At 53.4% G+C, this 24207-nt stretch carries 26 protein-coding genes and 1 other RNA gene; 20 read left to right on the top strand and 7 right to left on the bottom strand.

Features of this window, described 5'->3' with window-relative positions; translation table 11 throughout:
- Nucleotide 1: 1 nt before the first annotated feature.
- The 6 genes from V6575_RS03090 to tkt all read right to left on the bottom strand — a co-directional run bounded on the left by V6575_RS03090 (nucleotide 2) and on the right by tkt (nucleotide 7211).
- Complete coding sequence (locus tag V6575_RS03090) at nucleotides 2-664, bottom strand: thiamine phosphate synthase (RefSeq protein WP_340272721.1); 663 nt, start codon at nucleotides 662-664, stop codon at nucleotides 2-4.
- Between the two features lie 126 nt (nucleotides 665-790).
- A complete protein-coding gene (gene fba / locus V6575_RS03085) occupies nucleotides 791-1858 on the bottom strand; it encodes a class II fructose-bisphosphate aldolase (protein ID WP_340272566.1) in 1068 nt (355 codons plus the stop codon).
- Between the two features lie 269 nt (nucleotides 1859-2127).
- Nucleotides 2128-3321: a phosphoglycerate kinase gene (locus V6575_RS03080; protein WP_340272565.1), complete on the bottom strand. Its 1194-nt coding sequence runs from the start codon at nucleotides 3319-3321 to the stop codon at nucleotides 2128-2130.
- Nucleotides 3322-3338: 17 nt separating this feature from the next.
- Nucleotides 3339-3962: a LysE family transporter gene (locus V6575_RS03075; RefSeq protein WP_340272564.1), complete on the bottom strand. Its 624-nt coding sequence runs from the start codon at nucleotides 3960-3962 to the stop codon at nucleotides 3339-3341.
- Between the two features lie 106 nt (nucleotides 3963-4068).
- Entirely contained in the window at nucleotides 4069-5079 is a 1011-nt protein-coding gene (gene gap / locus V6575_RS03070; protein ID WP_340272563.1) for a type I glyceraldehyde-3-phosphate dehydrogenase, read from the bottom strand.
- Nucleotides 5080-5222: 143 nt separating this feature from the next.
- Complete coding sequence (gene tkt / locus V6575_RS03065) at nucleotides 5223-7211, bottom strand: transketolase (RefSeq protein ID WP_340272562.1); 1989 nt, start codon at nucleotides 7209-7211, stop codon at nucleotides 5223-5225.
- A 456-nt stretch (nucleotides 7212-7667) separates the two neighbouring features.
- On the opposite strand from tkt, the gene V6575_RS03060 reads away from it, so the two are divergent.
- From V6575_RS03060 to V6575_RS03030, 7 genes are all read left to right on the top strand, one after another.
- Complete coding sequence (locus V6575_RS03060; RefSeq protein WP_340272561.1) at nucleotides 7668-7964, top strand: DUF4164 domain-containing protein; 297 nt, start codon at nucleotides 7668-7670, stop codon at nucleotides 7962-7964.
- A gap of 6 nt (nucleotides 7965-7970) precedes the next feature.
- Nucleotides 7971-8342, top strand: a complete 372-nt coding sequence (locus tag V6575_RS03055; RefSeq protein ID WP_340272560.1) for a cell division protein ZapA — start codon at nucleotides 7971-7973, stop codon at nucleotides 8340-8342.
- Between the two features lie 129 nt (nucleotides 8343-8471).
- A non-coding RNA gene (gene ssrS / locus V6575_RS03050) (6S RNA) lies at nucleotides 8472-8627 on the top strand.
- A gap of 20 nt (nucleotides 8628-8647) precedes the next feature.
- On the top strand, nucleotides 8648-9226 hold the full coding sequence (locus V6575_RS03045; RefSeq protein ID WP_340272559.1) for a 5-formyltetrahydrofolate cyclo-ligase: 579 nt from the start codon (nucleotides 8648-8650) through the stop codon (nucleotides 9224-9226).
- Nucleotides 9227-9240: 14 nt separating this feature from the next.
- Nucleotides 9241-10065, top strand: coding sequence for a TIGR00282 family metallophosphoesterase (locus tag V6575_RS03040; RefSeq protein WP_340272558.1), 825 nt, complete (start codon nucleotides 9241-9243; stop codon nucleotides 10063-10065).
- A 102-nt stretch (nucleotides 10066-10167) separates the two neighbouring features.
- Nucleotides 10168-10911 carry a YebC/PmpR family DNA-binding transcriptional regulator gene (locus tag V6575_RS03035; RefSeq protein WP_340272557.1) on the top strand — a complete coding sequence of 248 codons (744 nt, stop codon included), beginning with the start codon at nucleotides 10168-10170 and terminating at the stop codon, nucleotides 10909-10911.
- A 143-nt stretch (nucleotides 10912-11054) separates the two neighbouring features.
- Nucleotides 11055-11294 (top strand): MazG-like family protein, encoded by a 240-nt coding sequence (locus V6575_RS03030; protein WP_340272556.1) that lies wholly within the window; start codon nucleotides 11055-11057, stop codon nucleotides 11292-11294.
- Between the two features lie 8 nt (nucleotides 11295-11302).
- Here the strand turns inward: V6575_RS03030 and V6575_RS03025 are convergent, their stop codons facing one another.
- Entirely contained in the window at nucleotides 11303-12064 is a 762-nt protein-coding gene (locus V6575_RS03025) for a sulfite exporter TauE/SafE family protein (protein WP_340272555.1), read from the bottom strand.
- Between the two features lie 100 nt (nucleotides 12065-12164).
- Between V6575_RS03025 and ruvC the strand changes: the two genes are divergently transcribed.
- From ruvC to tilS, 13 genes are all read left to right on the top strand, one after another.
- Complete coding sequence (gene ruvC, locus V6575_RS03020) at nucleotides 12165-12680, top strand: crossover junction endodeoxyribonuclease RuvC (RefSeq protein WP_340272554.1); 516 nt, start codon at nucleotides 12165-12167, stop codon at nucleotides 12678-12680.
- Nucleotides 12677-13294, top strand: a complete 618-nt coding sequence (ruvA, locus tag V6575_RS03015) for a Holliday junction branch migration protein RuvA (protein WP_340272553.1) — start codon at nucleotides 12677-12679, stop codon at nucleotides 13292-13294. Before ruvC ends, ruvA begins: the two co-directional genes overlap by 4 nt.
- A complete protein-coding gene (locus V6575_RS03010) occupies nucleotides 13291-13536 on the top strand; it encodes an endonuclease (protein ID WP_340272552.1) in 246 nt (81 codons plus the stop codon). The genes ruvA and V6575_RS03010 overlap by 4 nt, the downstream gene beginning before the upstream one ends.
- Entirely contained in the window at nucleotides 13526-14572 is a 1047-nt protein-coding gene (gene ruvB, locus V6575_RS03005) for a Holliday junction branch migration DNA helicase RuvB (protein WP_340272551.1), read from the top strand. The genes V6575_RS03010 and ruvB overlap by 11 nt, the downstream gene beginning before the upstream one ends.
- Nucleotides 14573-14665: 93 nt before the next feature.
- On the top strand, nucleotides 14666-16780 hold the full coding sequence (locus V6575_RS03000) for a methyl-accepting chemotaxis protein (protein WP_340272550.1): 2115 nt from the start codon (nucleotides 14666-14668) through the stop codon (nucleotides 16778-16780).
- 109 nt (nucleotides 16781-16889) lie between these two features.
- Nucleotides 16890-17339, top strand: a complete 450-nt coding sequence (ybgC, locus tag V6575_RS02995; RefSeq protein ID WP_340272549.1) for a tol-pal system-associated acyl-CoA thioesterase — start codon at nucleotides 16890-16892, stop codon at nucleotides 17337-17339.
- 248 nt (nucleotides 17340-17587) lie between these two features.
- On the top strand, nucleotides 17588-18295 hold the full coding sequence (tolQ, locus tag V6575_RS02990; RefSeq protein WP_340272548.1) for a protein TolQ: 708 nt from the start codon (nucleotides 17588-17590) through the stop codon (nucleotides 18293-18295).
- A 3-nt stretch (nucleotides 18296-18298) separates the two neighbouring features.
- Nucleotides 18299-18748, top strand: a complete 450-nt coding sequence (locus tag V6575_RS02985; protein ID WP_340272547.1) for an ExbD/TolR family protein — start codon at nucleotides 18299-18301, stop codon at nucleotides 18746-18748.
- 6 nt (nucleotides 18749-18754) lie between these two features.
- On the top strand, nucleotides 18755-19735 hold the full coding sequence (locus V6575_RS02980) for a cell envelope biogenesis protein TolA (RefSeq protein ID WP_340272545.1): 981 nt from the start codon (nucleotides 18755-18757) through the stop codon (nucleotides 19733-19735).
- 34 nt (nucleotides 19736-19769) lie between these two features.
- A complete protein-coding gene (tolB, locus tag V6575_RS02975) occupies nucleotides 19770-21119 on the top strand; it encodes a Tol-Pal system beta propeller repeat protein TolB (RefSeq protein WP_340272544.1) in 1350 nt (449 codons plus the stop codon).
- Between the two features lie 116 nt (nucleotides 21120-21235).
- Nucleotides 21236-21730 carry a peptidoglycan-associated lipoprotein Pal gene (pal, locus tag V6575_RS02970; RefSeq protein ID WP_340272719.1) on the top strand — a complete coding sequence of 165 codons (495 nt, stop codon included), beginning with the start codon at nucleotides 21236-21238 and terminating at the stop codon, nucleotides 21728-21730.
- Nucleotides 21731-21946: 216 nt separating this feature from the next.
- Nucleotides 21947-22888 (top strand): tol-pal system protein YbgF, encoded by a 942-nt coding sequence (ybgF, locus tag V6575_RS02965; protein ID WP_340272543.1) that lies wholly within the window; start codon nucleotides 21947-21949, stop codon nucleotides 22886-22888.
- Nucleotides 22860-24197 (top strand): tRNA lysidine(34) synthetase TilS, encoded by a 1338-nt coding sequence (gene tilS, locus V6575_RS02960; RefSeq protein ID WP_340272542.1) that lies wholly within the window; start codon nucleotides 22860-22862, stop codon nucleotides 24195-24197. The genes ybgF and tilS overlap by 29 nt, the downstream gene beginning before the upstream one ends.
- The last annotated feature ends 10 nt before the right edge of the window (nucleotides 24198-24207 follow it).

The following is a 24207-nucleotide window of genomic DNA, read 5'->3' as shown; positions in this document are numbered from 1 at the left end:
ATTAGCCTATGTCTTCGAAAGGATATTTATCCAACAGGGCATTGGCCGCCGTCACGGCTGCGGCTGTACCTTCGTCATGCTGCCAGATTGCGTCTTTTAGTGCCACAAAATCTGCACCTGTAGCTGCTGCTGCTTCAATTGAGGACATCGTGTTGCCAGCCAGCGCAACGCAAGGGGTTTCAAAAAGCTCGGCCCACCATTGCGCTTTGGACAGCGTCTTGGAATGGGTTTCGGCCTGTTCTTCCAGATCCAGCTTGCCGATAAAGAGATAGTCGACGCCGGTTTCGGCACATTCCATATCTTCGTGTTTGAGCTTTGTGCCGCCACCGCCAACAATTTTGGCAGGCTGAAGGCTTTCGACTGCCAGCTTGATGTCCTCAAGCGAGCTGTCGACATGGGCCCCGTCTGCCCCACTGCGACCAGCGACTTGTGTATCACCGTAGATCAGGGCTGCAGCACCTCCAGCCTGAATGATCGGGACAAGCTTTTCCGCCGCAGATTGCAAATCTCTGGAGTTTGCACCCGGTGCGTAAATCAGCACACAGGCAATATCTCCGCCTTTGAAGGCTTCCTCAAGCGGTCCGGCTAGGCTCGACGCGTCGAAGGTCGGTGGGGTAATGAGAAAGAGGCGAGGACGGTTCACGGGGCGTTTCCGTTTCTGGATCTTGAGGGCGTATTGCTTTGCTATTGTCCCTAAAGACGGCGAAAGAGGGACGCAAGGCCCCTCTGTCTGGAAAGTGCAATTGAACTTACCTTGCTCTGCCCTGTGAGTCAGTAGCTGGTTCGCCGGTTAGTTGGTCTTTGGATTCAGGCTGCCGCTCTTGTAGAGGTCAGCCATTTCAGCCAGCGTTGCCACTTTGTCGATCTTTGAAGCCTGCCCGGCAGTGTTGAAGGCCTCCAGGCGGTAGATGCAAAGTTTCTCCATCGCATCACGTGCGGGCTTGAGATATTTGCGTGGGTCAAATTCGCCTGGATTTTCAGTCAGAATCCTGCGGATCTGACCTGTCATGGCCATGCGGTTGTCCGTATCGATGTTGATTTTGCGCACACCGTGCTTGATGCCGCGTTGAATTTCTTCAACCGGGACACCCCATGTCTGAGGCATTTCACCACCGTATTGGTTGATGATGTCCTGCAGGTCTTGCGGCACAGTGGACGAACCGTGCATGACCAGCGGGGTATCTGGCAGACGGCGATGAATCTCTTCGATCACATGCATCGCGAGGATGTCACCATCAGGCTTTCGGGTGAATTTGTAGGCGCCGTGAGACGTCCCCATGGCAATTGCCAATGCATCCACCTTGGTTTCCTGAACAAACTTCACAGCTTCATCCGGATTGGTCAGCAGCTGCTCTTCTGTCAGTTTGCCTTCGGCGCCATGGCCGTCTTCCTTGTCGCCCATGCCGGTTTCAAGAGATCCCAGAATGCCGAGCTCGCCTTCAACGGAAATACCGCCGAGGTGAGCCATTTCGGTTACTTTTTTCGTAACGCCTACGTTGTAGTCCCAGTCGCCAGGTGTTTTGCCATCGGCTTCCAGTGATCCATCCATCATCACGGATGTAAAGCCAGCCTGCATAGCGGTCATGCAGGTTGCTGGTTCATTGCCGTGGTCGAGGTGAACGCAAACCGGAATGTGCGGATAGATCTCGCAAACAGCGTCCATCATGTGCTTCAGCATGATGTCGTGTGCGTAGGAACGGGCTCCCCGTGAAGCCTGGATGATAACTGGCGCATTGGTCTTGTCGGCAGCAGCCATGATGGCCAGAGCCTGTTCCATATTATTGATGTTGAATGCAGGAACCCCATAATCATGCTCGGAAGCGTGGTCGAGCAATTGGCGAAGGGTAATACGTGCCATGAAATTCTCCAGTTATTCAGCGATTAAGCTTAAAAGGCGTCAGCTCAAGAGCTGTGCTCAATCCACCGTCGCATCAATTGGATGTATTTCTAGCAAATAGTCCGGCATTTGGAAGTCAGTGAGGGTCGAGCTAAATCGGTTTAAATACAAATAGTTCGATGTTTTTTGGAAGATTTTTAATTTGGCAGCCAAATTAAGTATTGCAAGAGAAATTTCTAGGCGGTTAGAGTTTTATTCTAACCGCCCGAAAACATCTTGAGTTGTAGGATTCAGCCTTCTAGTGCTTTGACGCCGGGGAGATCTTTGCCTTCCAGCCATTCCAGAAACGCGCCGCCTGCGGTTGAGACGTAGGAGAAGTCGTCTGCTGCACCTGCATGGTTGAGGGCTGCAACTGTGTCGCCTCCACCCGCGACTGAATTCAGTTTGCCTGCCTTGGTTTGCTCTGCTGCATGACGCGCTGCGGCGACTGTCGCCTTATCGAACGGGGCGATTTCAAAGGCACCTAGCGGGCCGTTCCACACGAGGGTATTTGCTGCGTCAATTTTCGCTTTGACCACTTCAATTGAAGCAACTCCGACGTCGAGCATCATGGCGTCTGCAGGAATGGCGTCCAGTGCGACCGTTTCATTGTCGGCCCCAGCCTTGAACTCACGGGCAACCACTGCATCGCTCGGCAATACAATCTCGCAGCCTGATTTCTCGGCAGCAGCCATGATCTTGCGGGCCGTGTCTGCCAGATCATGTTCGCAGAGCGACTTTCCGACATTGATACCGTTGGCAGCCATGAAGGTGTTGGCCATGCCGCCACCGATCACCAACATGTCGACCCTGCTGACCAGGTTTTCCAGAAGATCGATTTTGGAGGAGACTTTTGCACCGCCGACGACTGCAAGAACGGGACGCTTTGGTTCGCCAAGTGCTGAGCCAAGGGCCTCCAGTTCGGCCTGCATTGTCCGGCCTGCATAGGCGGGGAGCAGCTTGGCGATGCCTTCGGTGGAACCGTGAGCCCGATGAGCTGCGGAAAACGCATCATTGACGTAGATGTCGCCAAGTTCGGCAAGTTCCTTGGAAAAGATCGGGTCGTTTTTTTCCTCGCCAGCGTGAAAGCGCGTGTTTTCCAGGAGCAGAACGTCGCCGTCGGAGAGTTCGGCAATAGCGTCTTCGGCAACCTTGCCGATGCAGTCATCTGCGAAATCGACAGGTGCAAGCAACAGATCTGCTAGCGGCTGGGCTACTGGTTCAAGGGACATGTCTGGGACGTGCTGACCTTTCGGACGGCCAAAATGGGCGAGAAGAATGACCTTTGCGCCTTTTTCCGAAAGTTCGGTAATTGTTGGCAGTACGCGTACGATCCGTGTCGTGTCGGTCACTTTGCCGGCGTCCATCGGTACGTTGAGATCGACGCGTACGAGAACGCGCTTGCCGGAAATATCTTTGAGGTCGTCGAGAGTTTTAAAAGCCATTGTTTTTGAACCCATCATCAAGGACGTGTTGAACTTGTGGTCACGGCAATGCCGATCCCGAAGACTGTCAGTAAGATACCAAAGGTGCGTTCCACCTTGAGCTTCATGCGCATGAATTTCTCACGTACTGGCTCGAGGGTGAAGAAAAAGGTCACCACAACAAACCAGAGGAAGACGCCGGACGCCATGATCACGCCATAGCCGATTTGGGTCCACAAGGGCGTTTCAGGAGAGGTGACTTGCAGGAATACGCTCATGGCAAACATGGTTGCCTTGGGGTTGGTCACATTGGTTAGAAAGCCCCAGCGAAGTGCCCTGAGCGGAGACATGACCTTGGAGGATGCGTCACTTGGCATATCAGGAGATGCGGTTCGGTACATTGTGACACCGAGGAAGATCAGATAGGCCGCGCCAATCAGCTTCAACGCATTGAAGAGAAATATCGACTGAGACACCAGAAGGCCAATGCCTGCAAGTGCGTAGGTGACATGGACTGCAAGCGCCAGTGCGATGCCGAGGGCTGTCATGAGGCCGGCTTTCCGCCCTCCAACGAGGGCATTGCGCAGGACAACGGCGAAATCAGGCCCGGGGACAATCGCAACGACAATGGTCAGAGAAATGACTGTGAGCAATTCGATCAAGGTGAAACCTCAAATGAGCGAGACAAAAAAGGCGGATACGGAGAACCGTACCCGCCTGAATTTGAAGGGCGGGATCAAATCCCACAGTTTGCGGTTCTAACCTCGGTTAGATGAGCTTTGCCATTGCAACTGCTGTGTCGGACATGCGGTTGGAGAAGCCCCACTCATTGTCGTACCAGGTCAGGATCCGGACGAATGTGCCGTCCATGACTTTGGTCTGGTCCATGTGGAAGATCGAGGAATGGCTATCGTGGTTGAAATCGATAGAGACCAGAGGCTCTTCAGTAAAACCAAGGATGCCTTTCAGCTTGCCGTTTGCAGCCGATTTGATTGCTGCGTTGATTTCCTCAACTGAGGTCTCGCGGCTTGCGATGAAGTTCAGGTCAACAACGGACACATTTGGTGTCGGGACGCGGATTGCTACACCGTCGAGTTTGCCATTCAGCTCAGGCAGAACCAGGCCAACAGCTTTAGCTGCACCGGTGGATGTCGGGATCATCGATATGGCAGCTGCGCGGCCGCGGTAGAGATCCTTGTGCATGGTGTCCAGCGTTGGCTGATCGCCCGTGTACGAATGGATCGTTGTCATGAAGCCTTTTTCGATACCGACGGTTTCGTTCAGCACATAGGCGACAGGGGACAGGCAATTTGTGGTGCAAGAGGCGTTGGAAACGACAAGGTCGTCCTTGGTCAGCGCGCTGTCGTTGACACCGAACACAATGGTCTTGTCGGCTCCAGTTGCTGGAGCTGAGACGAGAACACGCTTTGCACCTGCTTCCAGATGCAGCGCGGCTTTTTCCTTGGCAGTGAAGATGCCTGTGCATTCCATGGCGATATCGACGCCGAGTTCGCTCCATGGCAGGTCTTTTGGATCACGGATTGCCGTAACCTTGATCTGTTTACCACCATCAATAGAAATGGTGTCACCATCAACGGTCACTTTCGCTGGAAAACGGCCATGAACTGAATCGTAGCGCAGCAGGTGTGCATTGGTTTCAACAGGGCCGAGGTCATTGATGCCGACAACTTCGATGTCAGTCCGGCCAGATTCAACGATTGCACGCAGAACGTTACGACCGATACGGCCAAACCCGTTGATTGCTACCTTGGTCACCATATTTCAACTCCGACATCTTGAAACGCGCTCTATGAGCGCCGTTATGTTGGCCACCTTGGCGTGGCCGAAACGGAAACGCCATGTGGCGCTCTTGGGTAGAGCCGCATGCGCAAATGTGCAGGCGGCTCATCCTGTGTTTGGTCTCAGGCCTCTAGGTGCGCCTTGGCCGCGGCAACAGCGGCATCTGCCGTGATACCAAAATGCTCATAAAGAGCCTTGTATGGGCCGCTTGCGCCAAAGCCCTTCATTCCGATGAAAACGCCGTTTTCGCCGATAAATCGATCCCATCCCATTCGGATGCCGGCTTCGATTGCAATCCTGACCGGGCTCGTGCCGATCACGGCAGCCTTGTAGTCGGCGGACTGGTTTTCGAACAATTCGAAGCAGGGAACGGAAACGACCCTTGCAGCAATGCCAGCTGAGGCAAGCTGTCCGTGGGCTTCTGCAGCGATTTCAACTTCCGAACCGGATGCGAAGAGCGTTACGGCCGCATCATCGTCGCTGTCGATCAGAACATAGGCACCACGTGCACAGAGGTTTTCTTCCTCATAAGATGTGCGCTGGGCTATCAGGTTCTGACGGGTCAGGGCCAGAACCGATGGAGCATCGTCTGTTTCCAGTGCCAACTGCCAGCATTCTAGGGTTTCGGTGACGTCCGCCGGGCGGAAGAACTGAAGGTCCGGAATTGCGCGCAGAGCTGCGAAATGCTCGACCGGTTGATGCGTTGGTCCATCTTCACCAAGGCCGATGGAATCATGGGTCATCACATGAATGACGCGCTGTTTCATCAAAGCTGCAAGGCGGAGTGATGGGCGGCAATAATCTGAGAAGATCAGGAAGCCGCCGGAATAGGGGATCATGCCACCGTGAAGCGCCATGCCGTTCATGGCTGCTGCCATGCCGTGCTCACGAATGCCCCAATGCAGGTAGCGACCGGAGAAGTCTTCCGGAGTGATCGGCAGGGTCTGCGTTGTCTTGGTGTTGTTCGATCCGGTCAAATCGGCTGATCCGCCGATGGTTTCCGGGATCACTTCGTTGAGAACACCAAGCACGGCTTCTGAGGCCTTGCGTGTTGCCATGGTCGGCTTATCTTCAGCCAGCAGCTTTTTGTAATCGTCAACGGCTGCTTTGAAACCGGCTGGCAAATCGCCTCGGTTGCGACGCTCGAACTCAGCGCGTGTTTCGCTGTCCTGTGCTGCGAATCGCTTTTCCCAGTCCTTATGTGCCTGAGCGGAGCGAAGGCCTGCAATACGCCATGCGTCCAGGGTTTCGTTCGGGACGTCAAATGGTTCGTGTGGCCAGTTAAGGGCTTCCCGTGTTGCCGCGACTTCATCAGCGCCGAGCGGGGACCCGTGCACACCGTTCGTGCCAGCTTTTTTCGGGGATCCGAAACCAATGGTTGTTTTTGCTGCGATGAGCGTTGGGCTGTCGCTTGACTGAGCCTGACGAATGGCAGCTGCGATCGCATCTGGATCATGCCCATCAACAGAAATCGTATTCCAACCGGATGCTGTAAAGCGTGCTGCCTGATCCGTGCTGTCTGTCAGGGATACAGCACCATCAATGGAGATTCCGTTGTCGTCCCAGATGACGATCAGTTTGTTCAGCTTCAAATGACCTGCCAGGGAAAGGGCTTCCTGGCTGATGCCTTCCATCAAGCAGCCGTCGCCTGCGAGCACGTAGGTGAAATGGTCAACGACTTCAGTGCCGAAGCGGGCTTCCTGCAGTTTTTCGGCAATAGCCAGGCCAACTGCATTGCCGAGCCCCTGGCCAAGAGGACCTGTTGTCGTCTCAATGCCTTCGCCATGGCCAAACTCTGGATGGCCAGCTGTACGAGCGCCGATCTGTCGGAAATTCTTGATTTCGTCCAGTGTGAAGTCTTCGTAGCCCAGAAGATACAGCAGGCTATAGAGAAGCATCGAGCCATGCCCGGCTGACAAAACAAAGCGATCCCGGTCAGCCCAGTTTGGCGACGTCGGATCGAATTTCAGGAACTGAGTAAACAGGACCGTTGCAATATCCGCGGCTCCCATTGGCAGCCCTGGATGGCCAGATTTGGCTTTTTCCACGGCATCTATGGCAAGGAAGCGGATCGCATTTGCCATGCGCTGGTGCTTTTCAAGATCGGTCATTTTTGTCCCGTAGCTTGTGTCGGCGGCATGCCGGGTAAATCTCTAAGCCTCGCTATGAACTACCAACCAACTGCGTTTGCAAGAGTTTCGCGCATGCACAGGCAAGGTTGCCAGTGAGTTAAATCAGAGAGGCGCACGACAAATATCAGGAACCTTGCCTGAGTCAACAAAAGTGCTGGCCCAGCCAGTGCCATGTTTAGCTAAAACGGACATGAGGATTCTGACAAGGCGACCATTGACGGGTCGAATGCGCATTGCCTAATCTCTGCGTCACGATTTAATTCTGGTACAATGATGTCAGGTGCTTGCTGGAACCTGCTCAAAAGCGACTTGAGCAAAACTTGACCGAGGGATACTTCACTTGCCGAGCTCTTGAGCTGGCATTTCATGAGTGTCTTTGAGCATGTAATTTTATGCCGCGCGAATTTGCATGGCAGAGTATCGGGTGCAGTTTGAATGGCAGAACAAGGGGATGCGAATATGGGGGATGTCGATGCTGCATTGCAGCGTCTTGCAAAAGCCTTAGGCAGCCTTGAAGTTTCTGTTGAACGACGTGTACATGCCGACCGTAATCTGAATGTCCTGCAAGCTGATTTGCAAAGACTGGGAGAAGATCGATCTCTTCTCGCCAACGATCTGGACAAGGCGGAAGCGCGCGCAGGACGACTTGAAGGTGCCAACAAAGACGTGTCCCGTCGGCTGGTTTCCGCCATGGAAACGATCCGTAGCGTGCTCGACGCGCATGAAGGATGACGGTGTATGGCGCAGATTAATGTTACCATAAATGGCCGGTCATTTCGAATGGCCTGTGATGACGGTGAAGAAGACCGTCTGCAGGGTCTGGCTCAAAGGTTCGATGGCTGGATCAATGAATTGCGTGGCTCCTTCGGCGAGATTGGCGATCAGCGCCTGACCGTGATGGCTGGCATCATGGCAACAGACCAATTGGCCGAACTGGAGCGCAAGATCGTGCGTCTGGAAACAGAGCTGGCGAGCGAGCGTGAACAAAACACTGCGGCTATGGCGCATAAGTCCAGTTCCGAAACCAATGTAGCTGCCGCGATCGATGCCGCGGCGGCCCGGATTGAAGAGCTTGCTCAAGGGCTGACGAAAAGTCTCAAGTCTGAATAGGCCCTAATCGTAATAGAGGCTGCGTCACACGTCCCGGTTTGCGTTGATGTGTGCGGCAGTGATCTGGATGGCTACAGGAGTTTTTGCCTGCGGGCTGGCAATGTGGCCTTGGCAGGTCTATATGCAATGATGCAGCTGCGCGACACGTCAGGAACCATATCCCCGGGGCCTTACGCATCCCTTAGGGAGCTGTCCCTGCTTCAGACCGTGGTCTGAGGCACACGGCGCCCACCTACACAGTAGGTTTCCCGGGATTGCAACTTCCAACGGTCGTGTGGCTGTCTTTATGTGAGCTGCGATGAATTATGTCTTATTCAGATGTCTCCCCTGCTGAAGTCAAACAAAGATTACGCCAGGAAGCGCTTTCTCGCCGCGCCGACTTGAGCCATGTCTTTCGCATAGAAGCGTCGCTGTCACTGGCTGATCATGTAGATCAACTGAGACTTGCTGATGGCTGTATTGTTGCCGGATTTTGGCCAATTCGGGATGAAATTGACCCTAGGCCACTGCTGGATGCCCTGCGTAAAAAAGGGCATCGGTTGTGCCTTCCTGTGGTTGCCGAACCTCATTTGATTTTTCGTGAACTAACCCGGGAAACGGAATTTGTTTCGGCTGGCTTTGGAACACAGGCTCCAAGTCCGGATGCTGCGGAACTGCGCCCGGATGTGCTGCTCATGCCGCTTGCCGCTTTTGACTGTTCCGGAAACCGAATTGGTTACGGCAAAGGCCACTACGACATGGCGATTTCAGCACTTGAGCAATCTGGTCCGCTCGATTGCGTCGGATTAGCCTATTGTGTGCAGGAAATGAGTGATGTACCAGCTGAGCCACATGACAAGCCGATGGACGGAATTCTGACCGAGATGGGGTTCCGCCGCTTTTAACCTGATGAGGCCCCATGAATATTCTCTTCCTCGGAGACCTTGTCGGACGGACTGGTCGTACTGCGGTAATTGAGCAGCTGCCGCATATCGTTCAGGAGCAGGATCTCGATTTCGTTATTGTAAACGGAGAGAACTCTGCGTCAGGCTTCGGCATTACCGAAGCGATCTTGCAAGATGTTCTGGATGCTGGCGCTGATGTCGTCACGACCGGTAATCACATTTGGGATCAGCGGGACACGCTGGTTTATATCGAACGGCAGGACAGGCTTCTTCGCCCGGCAAATTATCCACCAGGAACGCCAGGACGTGGTGGGCATCTTTATACGGCTCGCAATGGCGCACAGGTTCTGGTCGCGAATGTTATGGGCCGTGTCTATATGGATGCGCTTGATGACCCGTTTGCCGCGATTGATCGAATCGTTAATGACTGTCCGCTTGGCGATGTCGCCGATGCCGTGATTATCGACATGCACGCCGAGGCGACCAGCGAAAAACAGGCGATGGGTCATTTCCTGGACGGCCGGGTCAGTCTTGTTGTTGGAACTCACACACATGTGCCCACTGCTGATCATCAGATCTTGCCTGGTGGCACGGCCTATATGTCTGATGCTGGCATGTGTGGGGCTTATGACAGTGTTCTGGGCATGGAAAAAGAAGAGCCGGTCAATCGTTTCCTGCGCAAAATTCCGGGCAGTCGCTTCACGCCAGCAACGGGTGATGCCACTATTTCAGGCGTCGCCATTTTGACCGATGACAGAACAGGACTCGCGACAGACATCGCTCCTGTGCGGATTGGTGGCCGTCTGGAACAGGTGCTGCCGTCGTTCTGGATACAGTGATTGCTTCCAAGGTTTGCGTCGTCGCTGGATTTTACGGGCGGCTTTGCCTATAAGCATCGCATCTTTTCTGACACATACATCCGCACAAAGCCGAGAAGAGCCATGGCAGGACATTCAAAATTCAAGAATATTATGCATCGCAAGGGACGCCAGGATGCTGTGCGTTCAAAGATGTTTTCAAAGCTTTCCAAGGAAATCACGGTCGCCGCTAAAATGGGTGAGCCGGATCCGGACGCAAATCCGCGTCTGCGCTTGGCGGTCAATAACGCCAAGTCCCAGTCCATGCCCAAGGACAACATCCAGCGCGCAATCAACAAGTCGCAGCAAGGTGATGCGGAACTCTATGAGGAGATCCGGTATGAAGGCTATGGCCCGGCAGGGGTGGCCGTTGTTGTTGAAGCTCTGACCGATAATCGGAACCGCTCCGCGTCTAACGTTCGATCTTACTTTACGAAGTGCGGCGGATCTCTTGGCGAGACCGGCTCCGTGTCGTTCATGTTCGACCGGGTTGGAGAGATTATCTACAAGGCTGAAGCTGGAACGGCAGAAGCCGTTCTTGATGCAGCCATTGAAGCTGGTGCGGAAGATGCCCAGTCGGATGAGGGCGGACATACGATCTACACAGCCTTTGAAGACCTGAATGAAGTTTCCTCAGCACTGGAAACGGCACTCGGGGAAGCTGATTCGGTCAAGATTATCTGGAAGCCGCAGAACCTGACGCCAGTCGATGCTGAAAAAGCTCAGACCCTGATGAAACTGATTGATCTGCTGGAAGATGATGATGATGTGCAGAACGTCTTTGCCAACTTCGACATTGATGATGAGACCATGGCGTCTTTGTCTTAGAGGCTTTTGATCAGGCTCGATTTGAATTCCCAACCCCGGCCATTGGTCGGGGTTGTTTGTTTTAGGGAGTATAGACACTGGAAACGCGGATTTATGAACTGACCCAACTTGACGGCAAGTCCCTTCAAGAGCGGTCTTTAAAGTTGTGTGAGGAGGCTGGTGAACTTGCGCAGGCTGTGTTGTCTGCCACAGGAGCACCTGGATCTGCCTACAAGAAACTGAGTTTGGAAGATGTGCGCGAAGAAGCTGCAGATGCGGCTATTGTTGCGCTCAGTGTTCTGGCTCAAACGTGTAATGATGAGGCGATGTTTCGCAGCGAACTGGAACGACTTCTGGCTGCCAAATGCAGCAAATGGCAGTCTGTGCTGTCTGGCGTCGCTTGATATTCAGTTCAGCGCAGCCAGTCATCCAGGGCCGGCATGCTGGTAATGGCTGCCAGAGCAATCAGAGTATAGGCGATCACGCGATACAGTTTTGGGTCCGCCCTGACAAAGCCTTTTGAGCCGAGAAAAAGTCCAATCGCATAGGACGGGATCGCTGGGACCAGGAAATGCGCGACTTCCAAGGTGAAAAAGCCATTTAGCCAATAGGCGAAAGTACTGCCTATTCCGGCGAGTGCAAAAAACACGATCAGGTTTGCCCGAACGATAGCCGGTTCTTTTGCGCTTGAGAGCCAAAAAGCGACCACTGGAGGGCCAGCCACTTGGCTGATGCCTCCGAGACTTCCTGCTATTGCTCCGACGCCGAAAGACACTGGCCGCGTTGGCTTGCTGTGATACCTCCAACCGGAGATGAGCAGAAGCAGTAGGCCGGTGACAATCCCGAAAATCACCCATCGCAGCACCAGCACATCGCTATGTGCGAGAAACCATGCCCCTGCGTGGACGAAAATAACCGATGCCAGAACGGCTGGTAAAACTGTGTTCCAGTCGCAAATACGCACGGCGCGCACGACCAGCGGCATGGTTATTGCGAAGTCTAAAAACAGAAAACTCGCGGCCGCTGTCGGCGGATAGATGAGACTTGTTGCTACTGGCATGAAAATCATTCCAGCTCCAAAACCAGCGAAGCCTCTGACGCAGCCTGAGACGAACAGGACAGCGCACAGCAACAACAGAGTATTGGATGAAAAAGCGGAAAAAAGATCGAACATGTGAGTTAGATGTCACCGAAGCGGGAAAAATACGTCTATTTCTTGCCTATCGGGCGCTTGTACTGGCGTCAACGCATAAGTTTTGTTACCGGTTTGTTCCATGGCACATACGATTCGAGTTCTCGGCATCGATCCGGGTTTGCGGCGTACAGGTTGGGGCGTGATTGAGGTGACCGGCAATCGGTTGGTCTTCATTGCCTCGGGTACTGTGACGTCTGATAATAAGAAAAATCTGGCTCAAAGGCTGGTCCAACTTCATAACGGGTTAAGCAGCGTTGTTGATGCGCAAAACCCAATGGAAGCTGCTGTTGAACTTACATTTGTCAACAAGGATGCCGGGGCGACGCTGAAGCTTGGCCAGGCGCGTGGTATTGCACTCCTGGTTCCCTCATTGGCCGGATTGAGTGTGGCTGAATATGCTCCTAACCTGGTCAAGAAGACGGTTGTGGGCACAGGGCATGCGGACAAAGAGCAGATCCGCGTCATGGTGAAGATCCTTATGCCTCGTGCCACCTTTGATACGGATGATGCAGCTGATGCTCTGGCAATTGCGATTTGCCATGCGCATCATCGTGGAACGGCAACAGCAAGAATGGCACAGGCGGGCGCGGCATGATCGGGAAGCTAAAGGGAACAGTCGACAGCTACGGCGAGGATTTCGTGATTCTGGACGTTAATGGTGTCGGGTATCAGGTACATTGTCCATCTCGAATTCTTCAGACTTTGCCAAGGGCAGGAGAAGCAGCCGTTCTCGCGATTGAGACGTTTGTGCGCGAAGACATGATCCGGCTCTATGGGTTTTCTGATGACGCGGAACGTGAATGGTTCCGCCTGCTGATGACCGTTCAAGGAGTTGGAGCCAAAGTGGCGCTCGCGCTTCTGGGTATTTTGAAGACAAGTGAAATCGCCAATGCGATAGCCCTGGGGGACAAGGCAACCATTTCACGCGCACCGGGCGTGGGTAAACGTGTTGCTGAACGGATTTTGGGAGAGCTGAAGGACAAGGCTCCTAGTTTCGCCAGCGTTGATGCAGGTACGATTTCAGTATCTCAGACTGTGAATGAAAACATAGCTGCGCGTCCTGTCGCCGAAGCAGTATCTGCCTTAACAAACCTTGGTTATGGCCAGCCTCAGGCAAGTGCTGCCGTGGCCAGGGCCATGCAGTCGGCAGGCGAAGATGCGTCGACAGAAACGCTCATTCGCCTGGGCCTCAAGGAGTTGGCGCAATGACCGTTGTTGTCTTTATTCTGATTGCTTTCAGCTTTTTTGTTCTTGGCATGGGCGGCATCATGTTCATCGACCACAAGTTTGCATTGGCGGTTGATGGCCGGACCTATGCGATGAAAGGCCGGAAGATTGATACAGACGATCCGTATGTTCGTCGCCAGTTCAAGAAATTTTACGCTATTCGCGTTGTCTATTCGATTTTCCTCCTCGTTCTTTTGATCGGGGTCGTTGGCAATGTCGGATGATCAGAGAATTGTAACGCCTGAAATACGCGGTGATGAGATTGACGGCACCATGCGTCCGCAGGCTCTGGATGAGTTTGTCGGACAGGCACAGGCCAGAGCCAATCTCAAAATTTTCATCGAGGCGGCGAAATCGCGGGGGGAGGCGCTTGACCATGTCTTGTTCGTCGGTCCACCAGGCCTTGGTAAGACGACCTTGGCCCAGATCATGGCGCGAGAACTCGGGGTGAGTTTTCGTGCGACTTCAGGCCCGGTCATTGCCAAAGCGGGTGATCTGGCTGCGCTTTTGACCAATCTGGAAGAACGCGATGTTTTGTTCATTGATGAGATCCATCGGCTCAGCCCTGCGGTCGAGGAAGTGCTCTATCCAGCGATGGAAGACTATCAGCTCGATCTGATTATCGGGGAAGGGCCCGCTGCCCGGTCCGTCAAGATTGACCTGGCGAAATTCACTCTTGTGGCTGCAACGACACGGGTGGGTCTTCTGACCACGCCTTTGCGCGACCGATTTGGTATTCCTGTTCGGCTGCAGTTTTATACGGTGCCGGAACTTGAGCACATTGTGAACCGTGGTGCACGTATCCTTGGCGTTGGTATGACAGCAGACGGCGCTCATGAAATTGCCAAGCGATCACGTGGAACGCCGCGAATTGCCGGACGTCTTTTGCGGCGGGTACGGGACTTTGCGGTTGTTGGCGGTATCGAGAATGTTGACCGTGTTTTGGCCGATAAGGCATTGTCGCAGCTGGAAGTGGATGCTGCGGGGCTCGATAGCCTGGACCGTCGCTACCTGACACAAATCGCCATGAATTTCGGCGGCGGTCCAGTTGGCATTGAAACCATTGCTGCAGCCTTGTCAGAGCCACGCGATGCGATTGAAGAAATCGTTGAGCCTTACTTGATTCAAAACGGGTTTTTGCAACGAACTCCCAGGGGGCGTGTGCTGACACCACAAGCTTTTCAGCACCTTGGTCTTGCTGTTCCTAACAGACCGGAGGCGCCGCAATTCGGATTATTTGGTGATCTGGAAGACAAGTGAAGCAGTTCTTATGTATTGATATATTTGTCAATAATTTAAGTATTTGTTTTCTTCTAATATGCATATTTCTCTCAAGAATTCTTGGGAGGAACTATGATCAAGAAACGTCTTTCAACAAAGCTTGCTGTCATGTTTTTGGCGGGAGCAGTTGTCATGTGTGGGGCCATTGTTGCTGTCACATCCACTGTGGGCCGTGGCGTTGCCTATGAGAAAGCAGACAAGACTTTAACCAGCGCAACGATTGGGAAGAGTAAAACAATCGAGCTGGTCTTGGATCAAGTCTGGGATAGCGCACGTTTCTTTGTAACTCTTGCCGATGCAAAAGACAGTCTGATGAAGTCTAATGCAGGGTGGAAAAGCCTTAAGGAAGGCCAAACGGAAACTCTGCGCAAAATCTTCGTGGAGGACAACCCAAATCCGGCAGGTCAACGTCATCTGTTTATTGAGCCTGAGACGCAGAATTACTATGTAAACAATCACAAGATTGTCCATGCTGCCTATCAGGATCTCATCTCCCAGGGGCTGTTCAGTGATATTACTCTCGTAGATCCCGATGGGAACGTAAGTTATTCCTATAGCAAAGGGCCGGAATTTGCGCGCAATCTTGGTGATCCAAAGATTGCCAATTCTGCAATTCATAACGCGCTTGCGCCCCTCCTCGCAGCCAATACGGCGGAGAGCCTGGAAGCCGGACAGGTCTTTACGTCCGGCATCGAAATTGCCAGCGATGGTCAGGTGAATTTGGTGCTGGGCGCGCCGGTCTACTACCTTGACCGTTTTTTCGGCGCTGTTGGGTTTTCCGTCAACATGGAGCGTGTTGCAGCTCTGCTAAATGAGAACACAGGTGTCGGTGAGAGTGAAAGAGCGTTCCTGGTTGGAGAAAACGCTACTCTTGCTGAGCTCACCAACGATGGCCGCGCGGCTGAGACCTTTGCGCTTTCGGCGGTTCTGACAAGTGGCGATATTCTCAATATCGATGGGGAAGACTATCGTTATTCGCGTGCTGAAAATGCCCTTCAGGGCAAACCGTATTCTGTGATCGAAGCGGTCAAACAGAGTGAACTGGCAGCTGAAACGAACAAAGTGACATATGGGGTCATTCTGGTTGGTTTACTTGCGATGTTGCCGATTGTTGGCGGGATCTGGTGGCTGACGATTCGCATGTTTGCGCCGCTGAATGACCTTTCAGGTGTTGCCCGGAGAATCGCCGATGGCGATTTGGCTGTCGAGGTTGAGGCCACCGACCGGTCTGATGAAATCGGCGAAATGGCAAGGTGTATCGCCATATTCAAGGAAAACTCGATTGAGCGCGAACGCCTGGCCGAGGAACGAAAAGGCGGGCATATTGCCCGTGAAAAGCGCGAAAAGCACGTCGATGGCTTGATTAGTTCTTTCCGCGAGGAAGCGCAGGCTGTCTTGTTGTCGGTGGAGGAAAACATTCTTCGTGTTGAAGAGCTTTCAACTGTCTTGAATACCCGGTCCATGTCTGCCGCCGGGCAAGGTGCGCAAGCGGTTAGCGATTCCGAAAATGCCTCTGCGAATGTGCAAGCGGTGGCCTCTGCGACTGAAGAATTGAATGCCTCTATTTCAGAAATTTCGCGCCAGGTTGGAACGACTGCAGATATTGTTGGTCGCACCACAACCAACACGCAAACCTCGAATCAGAAAATCGCAGGTCTTGCGGAAGCCGCTGATCGGATCGGTGCCGTTGTTTCGCTGATTTCGGACATTGCCGAGCAAACCAACCTTCTTGCCCTGAATGCAACGATTGAGGCGGCGCGGGCCGGTGATGCGGGGCGCGGGTTTGCTGTTGTGGCGTCTGAAGTGAAGTCATTGGCGGGGCAAACGGCCAAGGCGACTGAGGAAATCTCAACGCAGATTGCTGCCATTCAGTCCTCTACATCGGAGGCAGTCGAGGAGATCGCACGGGTGTCCAGTTCTATGGATGAAGTGAACAATTATACCGCGACGATTTCTGATGCTGTTCAACAGCAGGGCGCGGCAACAAATGAGATTTCGCGCAATGTTGCGGAAGCTGCCCAAGGGACTTTGAGTGTTTCCTCGGCAGTCGCGTCTTTGAATACAGATGTAGTTGAGAATTCGACTTCTGCCGAGCATATGCGTGATGCGACCCTTGAGATGAAGGGACAGGCCCAGAACCTGCGCAAATCGGTTGAGCGGTTCCTGTCCGAGGTCTCTGCGGCTTAAACCAGGTAACTATCTAGCCTGCCATAAATAAAGGCCTCGTTGCATTTGTCTTGCAGCGGGGCCTTCTGCTATCTGGTGTCCTGCTGAAGAATTCTGAGAGGATATCGCCATGACAGTCTGGCCTGATCTTTCCGGTCGTATTGTCGAGGGCATTCATGTCCTGCCGGTCCGCGTCTATTATGAAGACACGGACTTTACCGGCATCGTTTATCACGGTGCCTATGTTCAGTTTTTTGAGCGTGGCCGGTCCGACTTTCTACGCAATGCAGGAGTTCATCACTCCGAATTGAAGCTTGGCGTAGACGGAAAATCGCTCGCCTTTGCTGTTCGGAAAATGTCGCTCGATTTCCTGAAAACGGCGACAATCGATGATGTTCTGGAAGTTCAGACCAGATTAATTGAGCAAAAAGGTGCCCGCATATCGTTGCACCAGCAGATCATTCGTGGTGATGAAGTTCTTGTTTCTGCTGATGTTGTTGTCGCAGTCATAACAGCCGATGGGCGACCGGTTCGATTGCCCGCGCATCTCAGTCAGCGTTTGAATGAAGCGTGCCAATAATCGCCAAAAGGTTTTTTAAGGTGGTTTACTGAGAAATTTGAGGGCTGCAGGCGTTTGTTAAGTCTTCGGTAACCCTAATTGATTCTTTTGAGCTTTGGTCCGAAGTCTTGGACACAGTCCCAGTTTTGCCAAAATCGGCAGTCAAAGAGACACTGAGCCTGAAACGACGAGAGTGACTGAGATTCGGTGTTCGGATCTTCGGTTGATCCGTTCAGGCACAGTTTTACGCCCAAGAGGTCTTTTGTTTCATGAATGAACTCGTCCAGTCGACGTTGACAGCGCAGGAAGGCGGTATTTCGTTTTTCGCCCTGTTTTGGGAAGCTCATATTGTTGTGAAGGCCGTGATGCTCGGCTTGATCTTATCTTCAGTCTGGTGCTGGGCAATCATTGTCGACAAGACGCTGTTGTATGCCCGTACAAGGCGGCAGATGAACAGATTTGAAACTGTTTTCTGGTCTGGCCAATCGCTCGAAGAGTTGTATGGAACGCTGCAAAAGCGAGCGAACCATTCTATGGCGGCTTTGTTCGTGGCTGCCATGAAGGAATGGAAACGCAGCCATGAAGGTGCGCGTCCAGCCATTGGCAGTTTGCAACAACGCATCGACCGGGCGATGGATGTCACCATTCAGCGTGAGGCCGAGAGGCTTGAAAGTCGGCTTCTGATCCTTGCGACCGTTGGGTCCGCTGCTCCTTTCATCGGCCTGTTTGGCACGGTTTGGGGTATCATGAGTGCGTTTCAGGCGATTGCGAACTCGCAGAGCACGAACCTTGCAGTCGTTGCGCCGGGGATTGCCGAGGCTCTGTTTGCGACAGCACTTGGCCTTTTGGCTGCTATCCCGGCTGTTATCGCCTTCAACAAGCTGAACTCTGATGTCGGTAAAGCCGTCGCCCGGATGGAAGGCTTTGCGGATGAGTTCTCTTCCATACTGTCCCGTCAGATTGACGAGAGGTCCTGAGTTATGAGCATGCAGCTCTCAGGTGGAGGAGGTGGGGGCGGTCGTCGTCGTCGCCGCCGTCGGCCGCAACCGATGAGCGAGATCAACGTGACGCCGTTTGTCGACGTGATGCTGGTGCTTCTCATTGTTTTTATGGTGGCTGCCCCGCTGATGACAGTGGGCGTTCCTATTGACTTGCCTGAGACACGGGCAACCGCGCTTGAGGGTGATGTGGAGCCCATCACCATTTCTGTAAACTCTGAAGGTCAGATCTTTATTCAGGAAACGGAAATTCCGCTCGACGAAGTTGTTCCCAAGTTGGAGGCGATTGCCGCCAACGGGTATGATGAGCGGATCTATGTGCGCGGTGATCAGGACGCAGACTATGGCATCATGATGAAACTCATGGGCCGGATCAACGCTGCAGGGTTCAAGCGCTTGGGCTTGGTGACCCTTGAAGAACGGGATTCATAAGCCGCTATGCGCGCTGGTCTCATTGCTTCTTTGGTCGGTCATGCGACCGTCTTGATCTGGGGGATGATTGCTCTCCCGGACTCGGAGACCTTTACAACGACGCCAGTTGACTCATTGCCTGTTGAACTTGTCCCTATTTCTGAGCTGACGCGGCTGCAAAAGGGTGAGAAGACTGAAACGAAGATCCGCGATGTTGGGGCTTTGCAGTCGACTGAAGTGACGCCACAGGATGCGCCTCAACCTGAGAAAAAGCCTGGAGACGTTCGTCCCGAACAAACAAAACCTCCTGAGCCGGAACTGCAGCCAGCACCCCAGCTAGAACCGGAACCTCAGCCAGAGCCAGTGCCTGAAAAAGCTCCGGAGCCGACCCCGCCTCCTGAGCCAGTCCCGGCTGTGGAACCAGAACCTGCTCCAGCGCCTGCGGCTGAACGTGAGCCCGCACCTGAAGCCCCGCCAGAAGTTCCGAAAGAAGACACGCCGAAGCCGGTTTTGACCAATGTGACGCCGCAATCAAAGCCGACCCCGCCGCGACCAACGCGCACGGCGGAAAAGAAAAAAGAACAAGACTTCAATCCAAACCAGATTTCGGCTTTGCTCAATAAGGTTGAACCTGCAGGGGGAAGCACTTCAACGTCTCAAGAACCTGCCTCGCTGGGCAGCAGGCTTGGCGAAGAAAGTGTTGCGATGAGCCAATCAGAGCTTGATGCCCTTCGTGGCCAGGTTGCACAATGCTGGAGCCCTCCGGTTGGAGCCGTTGGGGCGGAAACGCTCAATGTGCGCGTGAAGTTTTCTCTTGATCGTTCCGGAGCTGTGTCGGCTAGCCCGGAAGTTTTGAATTCAAGTTCGAATCCTGCGTTTAGAGCTGCCGCAAGCAGCGCAGTTCGAGCTGTCATGAGATGTGGACCCTATTCATTGCCAGCGGCCAAATACGAAACCTGGCAGGACGTCATAATCAATTTCGACCCCCGTGAAATGCTCGGCGGATAGAGTGTTGAAAAGGAAACTAGGAGCCTTGCTGAAGATGCGCGATTTGCCGAATCTTGCCCGTTTCCTGTCCCGTGTGAAAACGGTGACAGCTGTCTGTCTGTTGGCTGCAACAGCCGCATTCCAAACTGCGCCTGCTTTTGCGCTGATCGAAATCGATGTGACACAGGGTCGAATCGAGCCGATGCCAATCGCCCTGCCATCCTTCTCGGCGGAAGGCGGGGATCCGAAGCTTTCAGCAGACATGACGGCTGTTATTGCCGCGGATCTGAAGCGTTCAGGTCTGTTCAAGCCTCTCGATGCTGCCAGTTTCATTCAAAAGAACATGGCTGTCAGCACAACGCCGCGCTTTGGTGACTGGCGGACAATTGGCGCGCAAGCACTGGTCAGCGGCTCTGTGACAAAGCAGCCAGATGGACGTTTGCGTGCGGAATTTCGCCTTTGGGACGTATTTGCGTCCGAGCAGATGCTGGGGCAGCAATTCTACACAACACCTGAAAACTGGCGCCGGTTGGCGCACATTATCTCAGATGCGATTTATGAGCGTCTGACGGGTGAGAAGGGATATTTCGATACGCGCATTGTGTATGTCGATGAAACTGGTCCCAAGGACAAGCGGATTAAACGCCTGGCACTGATGGATCAGGATGGTGCAAACGTTCGATATCTGACACGAGGGGACGATCTGGTGCTGACGCCGCGGTTCTCGCCGACCAGTCAGGAAGTCACCTATATGTCCTATGGCGGGTCTGATCCGAGTGTTTACCTATTGAACATTGAGACTGGCCAAAGGGAGATTGTCGGAAATTTCCCGGGCATGACTTTTGCTCCTCGTTTTTCGCCTGATGGGCAGAAAGTGATCATGAGCCTGCAGCAAGATGCCAACGCGAATATCTTTACGATGGATCTGCGGTCTCGCAGGACGACGCGGCTGACCAATACCGCTGCAATCGATACAAGTCCCTCTTATGCTCCCGACGGAAGACAGGTGGTGTTTGAATCTGATCGTGGCGGCGCGCAGCAGATCTATGTGATGAATGCCGATGGCAGTAACCAACATCGGATTTCGTTTGGGCCGGGACGTTATTCGACACCTGTCTGGTCACCACGTGGCGATCTGATTGCCTTTACAAAGCAGCATCAGGGTCGTTTCATGATCGGTGTGATGAAACCTGATGGAAAAGGCGAGCGTATTCTGACCGAGGGATATCATAACGAAGGTCCTGCCTGGTCACCAAATGGCCGTGTTCTGGTGTTCTTCCGCGATACACCAGGTGCAACGGGTGGGCCGCAGGTTTGGACAGTGGATTTGACAGGGTACAATGAGCAGCAGGTGGTCACTCCTGCGTTTGCATCGGATCCCTCTTGGTCTCCGCTGATCGACTGACGATTTGAGAATGAGTGTGTTAAGCATTTGCTAACCAGTTTGGCAAAGACCGCCTTAACCAGTTTTGTATAGAAACTATTCACCCTGTCGGGGCTGGTGGGGCTAGGAGAATGAGCATGTTGGAATTGGGGAAATTTGTACGGGGCACGAAGGTGCTGTTTGCTGTCGGTGCAATGCTGTTCGTTGCTGCCTGTGCCCAGACACAGCCGGATGGTCTCAACGGTGCGAATGGTGGTGCCGCGCCAGGTACAGGCCAGGATTTTGTGGTGAACGTCGGCGACCGGGTGTTCTTTGAAGAAGACCAGTCGACCCTGAATGCCCAGGGACAGGGGACATTGAACAAACAAGCTCAATGGTTGTCGAAATACTCCAAGTACATGATTACCGTGGAAGGTCACGCAGACGAACGCGGTACCCGGCAGTATAACATCGCTCTTGGCGCGCGCCGTGCTTCCTCCGCTCGCGATTACCTGGTCTCTAGAGGTATCGCATCATCCCGGATCAAGACGATTTCCTACGGGAAAGAGCGTCCGGTCGCGGTGTGCAATGACAGCAGCTGCTGGTCGCAAAATCGGCGTGCTGTGACTGTGCTGAACAACGCGACAAACTAGATTGTCGCTCAGTTTGAATTGCAAAGGGTCGGAGTTTCTCCGGCCCTTTTTCATGTCGAATTGTTTTTTCTTGTTTGAATTTATTTATCCGAGCGTCAAATTTTAGCCGAAGTCAACGCGCTCTGTGATATCCAGGATGTATTGCAAGGAGTTGACAGGTCTTGCGCTCAATTTGGAGTTTGTGGCCTGAGATTCATGACGAAACTGGAGGGTGGAATGGCGACATTTCGAGGACTCGTGGTCCTCATGGCAGCAATTGGATTGGCGGTGCTTCTTGCGTCGCCTTCCGAGGCCCAGCTGTTTGGCCGAAAGAAAGACGATTCTACTGTCCGCGTGAACCAGCTGGAAGAACAGCTCAGAACGCTGACGGGGCAGATCGAGCAAATGTCTTACCAAATGCGTGAACTGCAGGAACAGCTGCGGCGTATGCAGGAAGACAACGAATATCGTTTCCAGCAGCTTGAAGGCGTGGCGCCTGGAAAACGTTCCGACGCGGGACAACCGGCTCCCGCGGGTGTCAAACAAGACCTTGCTTCATCCACCGAGACCCTGGGGACCTTGTCGGTTCCTGGTGGTTCCGGTGATGGGGACTGGTCGGCTACTGATGGATATAAGGCAGGTGAAACTGGCCTGCCCAGCAACGGGCCGATTGATCTTTCTGCGCTTGCTGCTGGCACAGTTGTTCAGAGCGAACCTCCAGCCGGTCTGGATTTTTCCCAGGACACGGGTACTGCGCAATCTGGAGATGATTTTGCGGGACTTACGACCAGCGGAGACCCACGCTCTGACTATGACCGTGCATATAGCTATGCGGTAAATGGCCAATATGATGCTGCGGAAGATGGATTTCGTGCGTTTGTTGAGACTTATCCCGATGACCGACTGGCAGCCAACGCTCAATTTTGGCTTGGAGAAAGTCTTCTGGCCCAGCGGGATTATCGCGCAGCAGCCGATGCTTTTCTGAAGACCTATACGGATCATCCCGACAGCGACAAAAGCCCTGACAGTCTTCTGAAGCTTGGCATGTCCCTCAAGGGGCTTGGTGAAGGCGATGCGGCTTGTGCAACTTTTGCCGAATTGCTCACAAAATTCCCAAATGCGGCTCCGGCCGTTCTTGGCGAGGCGCGGGATGAACGCAGCCGTGCCAAATGTGCCTGATCAGACTGTCTCCGGTGTTCCTCTAGGCACTGCTGAAGTCGATGTACTTTTCAAAGATCTATTTCAATTTTCTTGCCTGGCACTAGGTGTTTCAGGCGGCGCGGATTCTGTTGCGCTCTTGCGATCGATGCATGCCTGGCAGGTAAGAAGCGGATGGTCAGGCAAACTTGTGGTTCTGACAGTCGATCATTGCTTGAGAACGGGCAGCGCGGATGACGCAGAGTTCGTTCATGAACTTTGTGCGTCTCTTCACCTTCGGCATAAAATACTTGTTTGGGAGGGCGATAAACCGTCAGCGAATTTGCAAGGAGAGGCGCGCAACGCTCGTTACGCATTGATGGCTGAAGCCATGCATAATGAACAGGCTGATGCATTGGTCCTTGCCCATCATCAGGGAGATCAGGTTGAGACCTTTCTGGACCGGCTGACACGTGGAAGCGGTGTCTATGGTCTTGGCGGAATGGCTGATGATGAACCGGCTGGGCCTGAAGGTCTCCGCATAATCAGACCCTTTCTTGATGTGCCGAAAGATCGCCTGGTGTCACATTTGAAAGACCTCGGTCAGACTTGGTGTGAAGACCCTTCGAACCAGAATGAAGGGTTCAAGCGTGTTCGCCTTCGTAATTTGGTTGCCAGCCTTGCTGACGAAGGTCTTCAGCTTGACAGGCTTTTGGAAACCACCCGCCGACTAAGACGCACGGCTGATGCAATCGACATTTGGGTTGAGCGGGTCTTTGCCGATGACGTTGAAGTGCATCCTGCTGGTCCCTGCAGGCTGGGTCATGCGGCGTATGTCAATCTGCCGGAGGAAATCCGGCTGCGGCTGCTTTCTCGCTTGATCCGAAGTGTCTCCGGTCAAACCTACTCATCGCGGCTGGTCAAGCTTGAGAAGTTGGATCAGGCCTTGTGCGCTGATCAGGCAACTAAGAACACACTTGGCGGCGTGATCGTGATGGGAGAGGCAGGGAAGTTATATTTCTGGAAAGAACTTGGTAGGGAGGCACTTCGGGTAATGGATTTGGAGCCGGGGTGTTCCTGCATTTGGGATAAACGGTTTCACGTGAGCGTTATGGTAGGCAGTGATACCGGGGACAGTCTTTATCTCGGACGTTTGGCCGATGCACCTTTTGATAATGGAACATGCATCGTTCCCTCGGGCTGGCCCAAGCAGGTGTTCTCGAGTGCGCCCGCAGTCTGGGATGATCAGCAGCTGTTGTTTGCTCCCGGGCTTTTCGGGTCTGATACTGCCGCTGAATTGGGAATAAAGCTTGTGACCATGGTTAATTCGCGCAGCTCGAGTGTTTTATAGAGGCTTAAAA

It is taken from the genome of Roseibium algae (assembly GCF_037783265.1).
Classification (GTDB): Bacteria; Pseudomonadota; Alphaproteobacteria; order Rhizobiales; family Stappiaceae; genus Roseibium; species Roseibium algae.
Note: the sequence above shows the minus strand (reverse complement) of the source record. Positions and strands in the feature narration are given on the sequence as shown.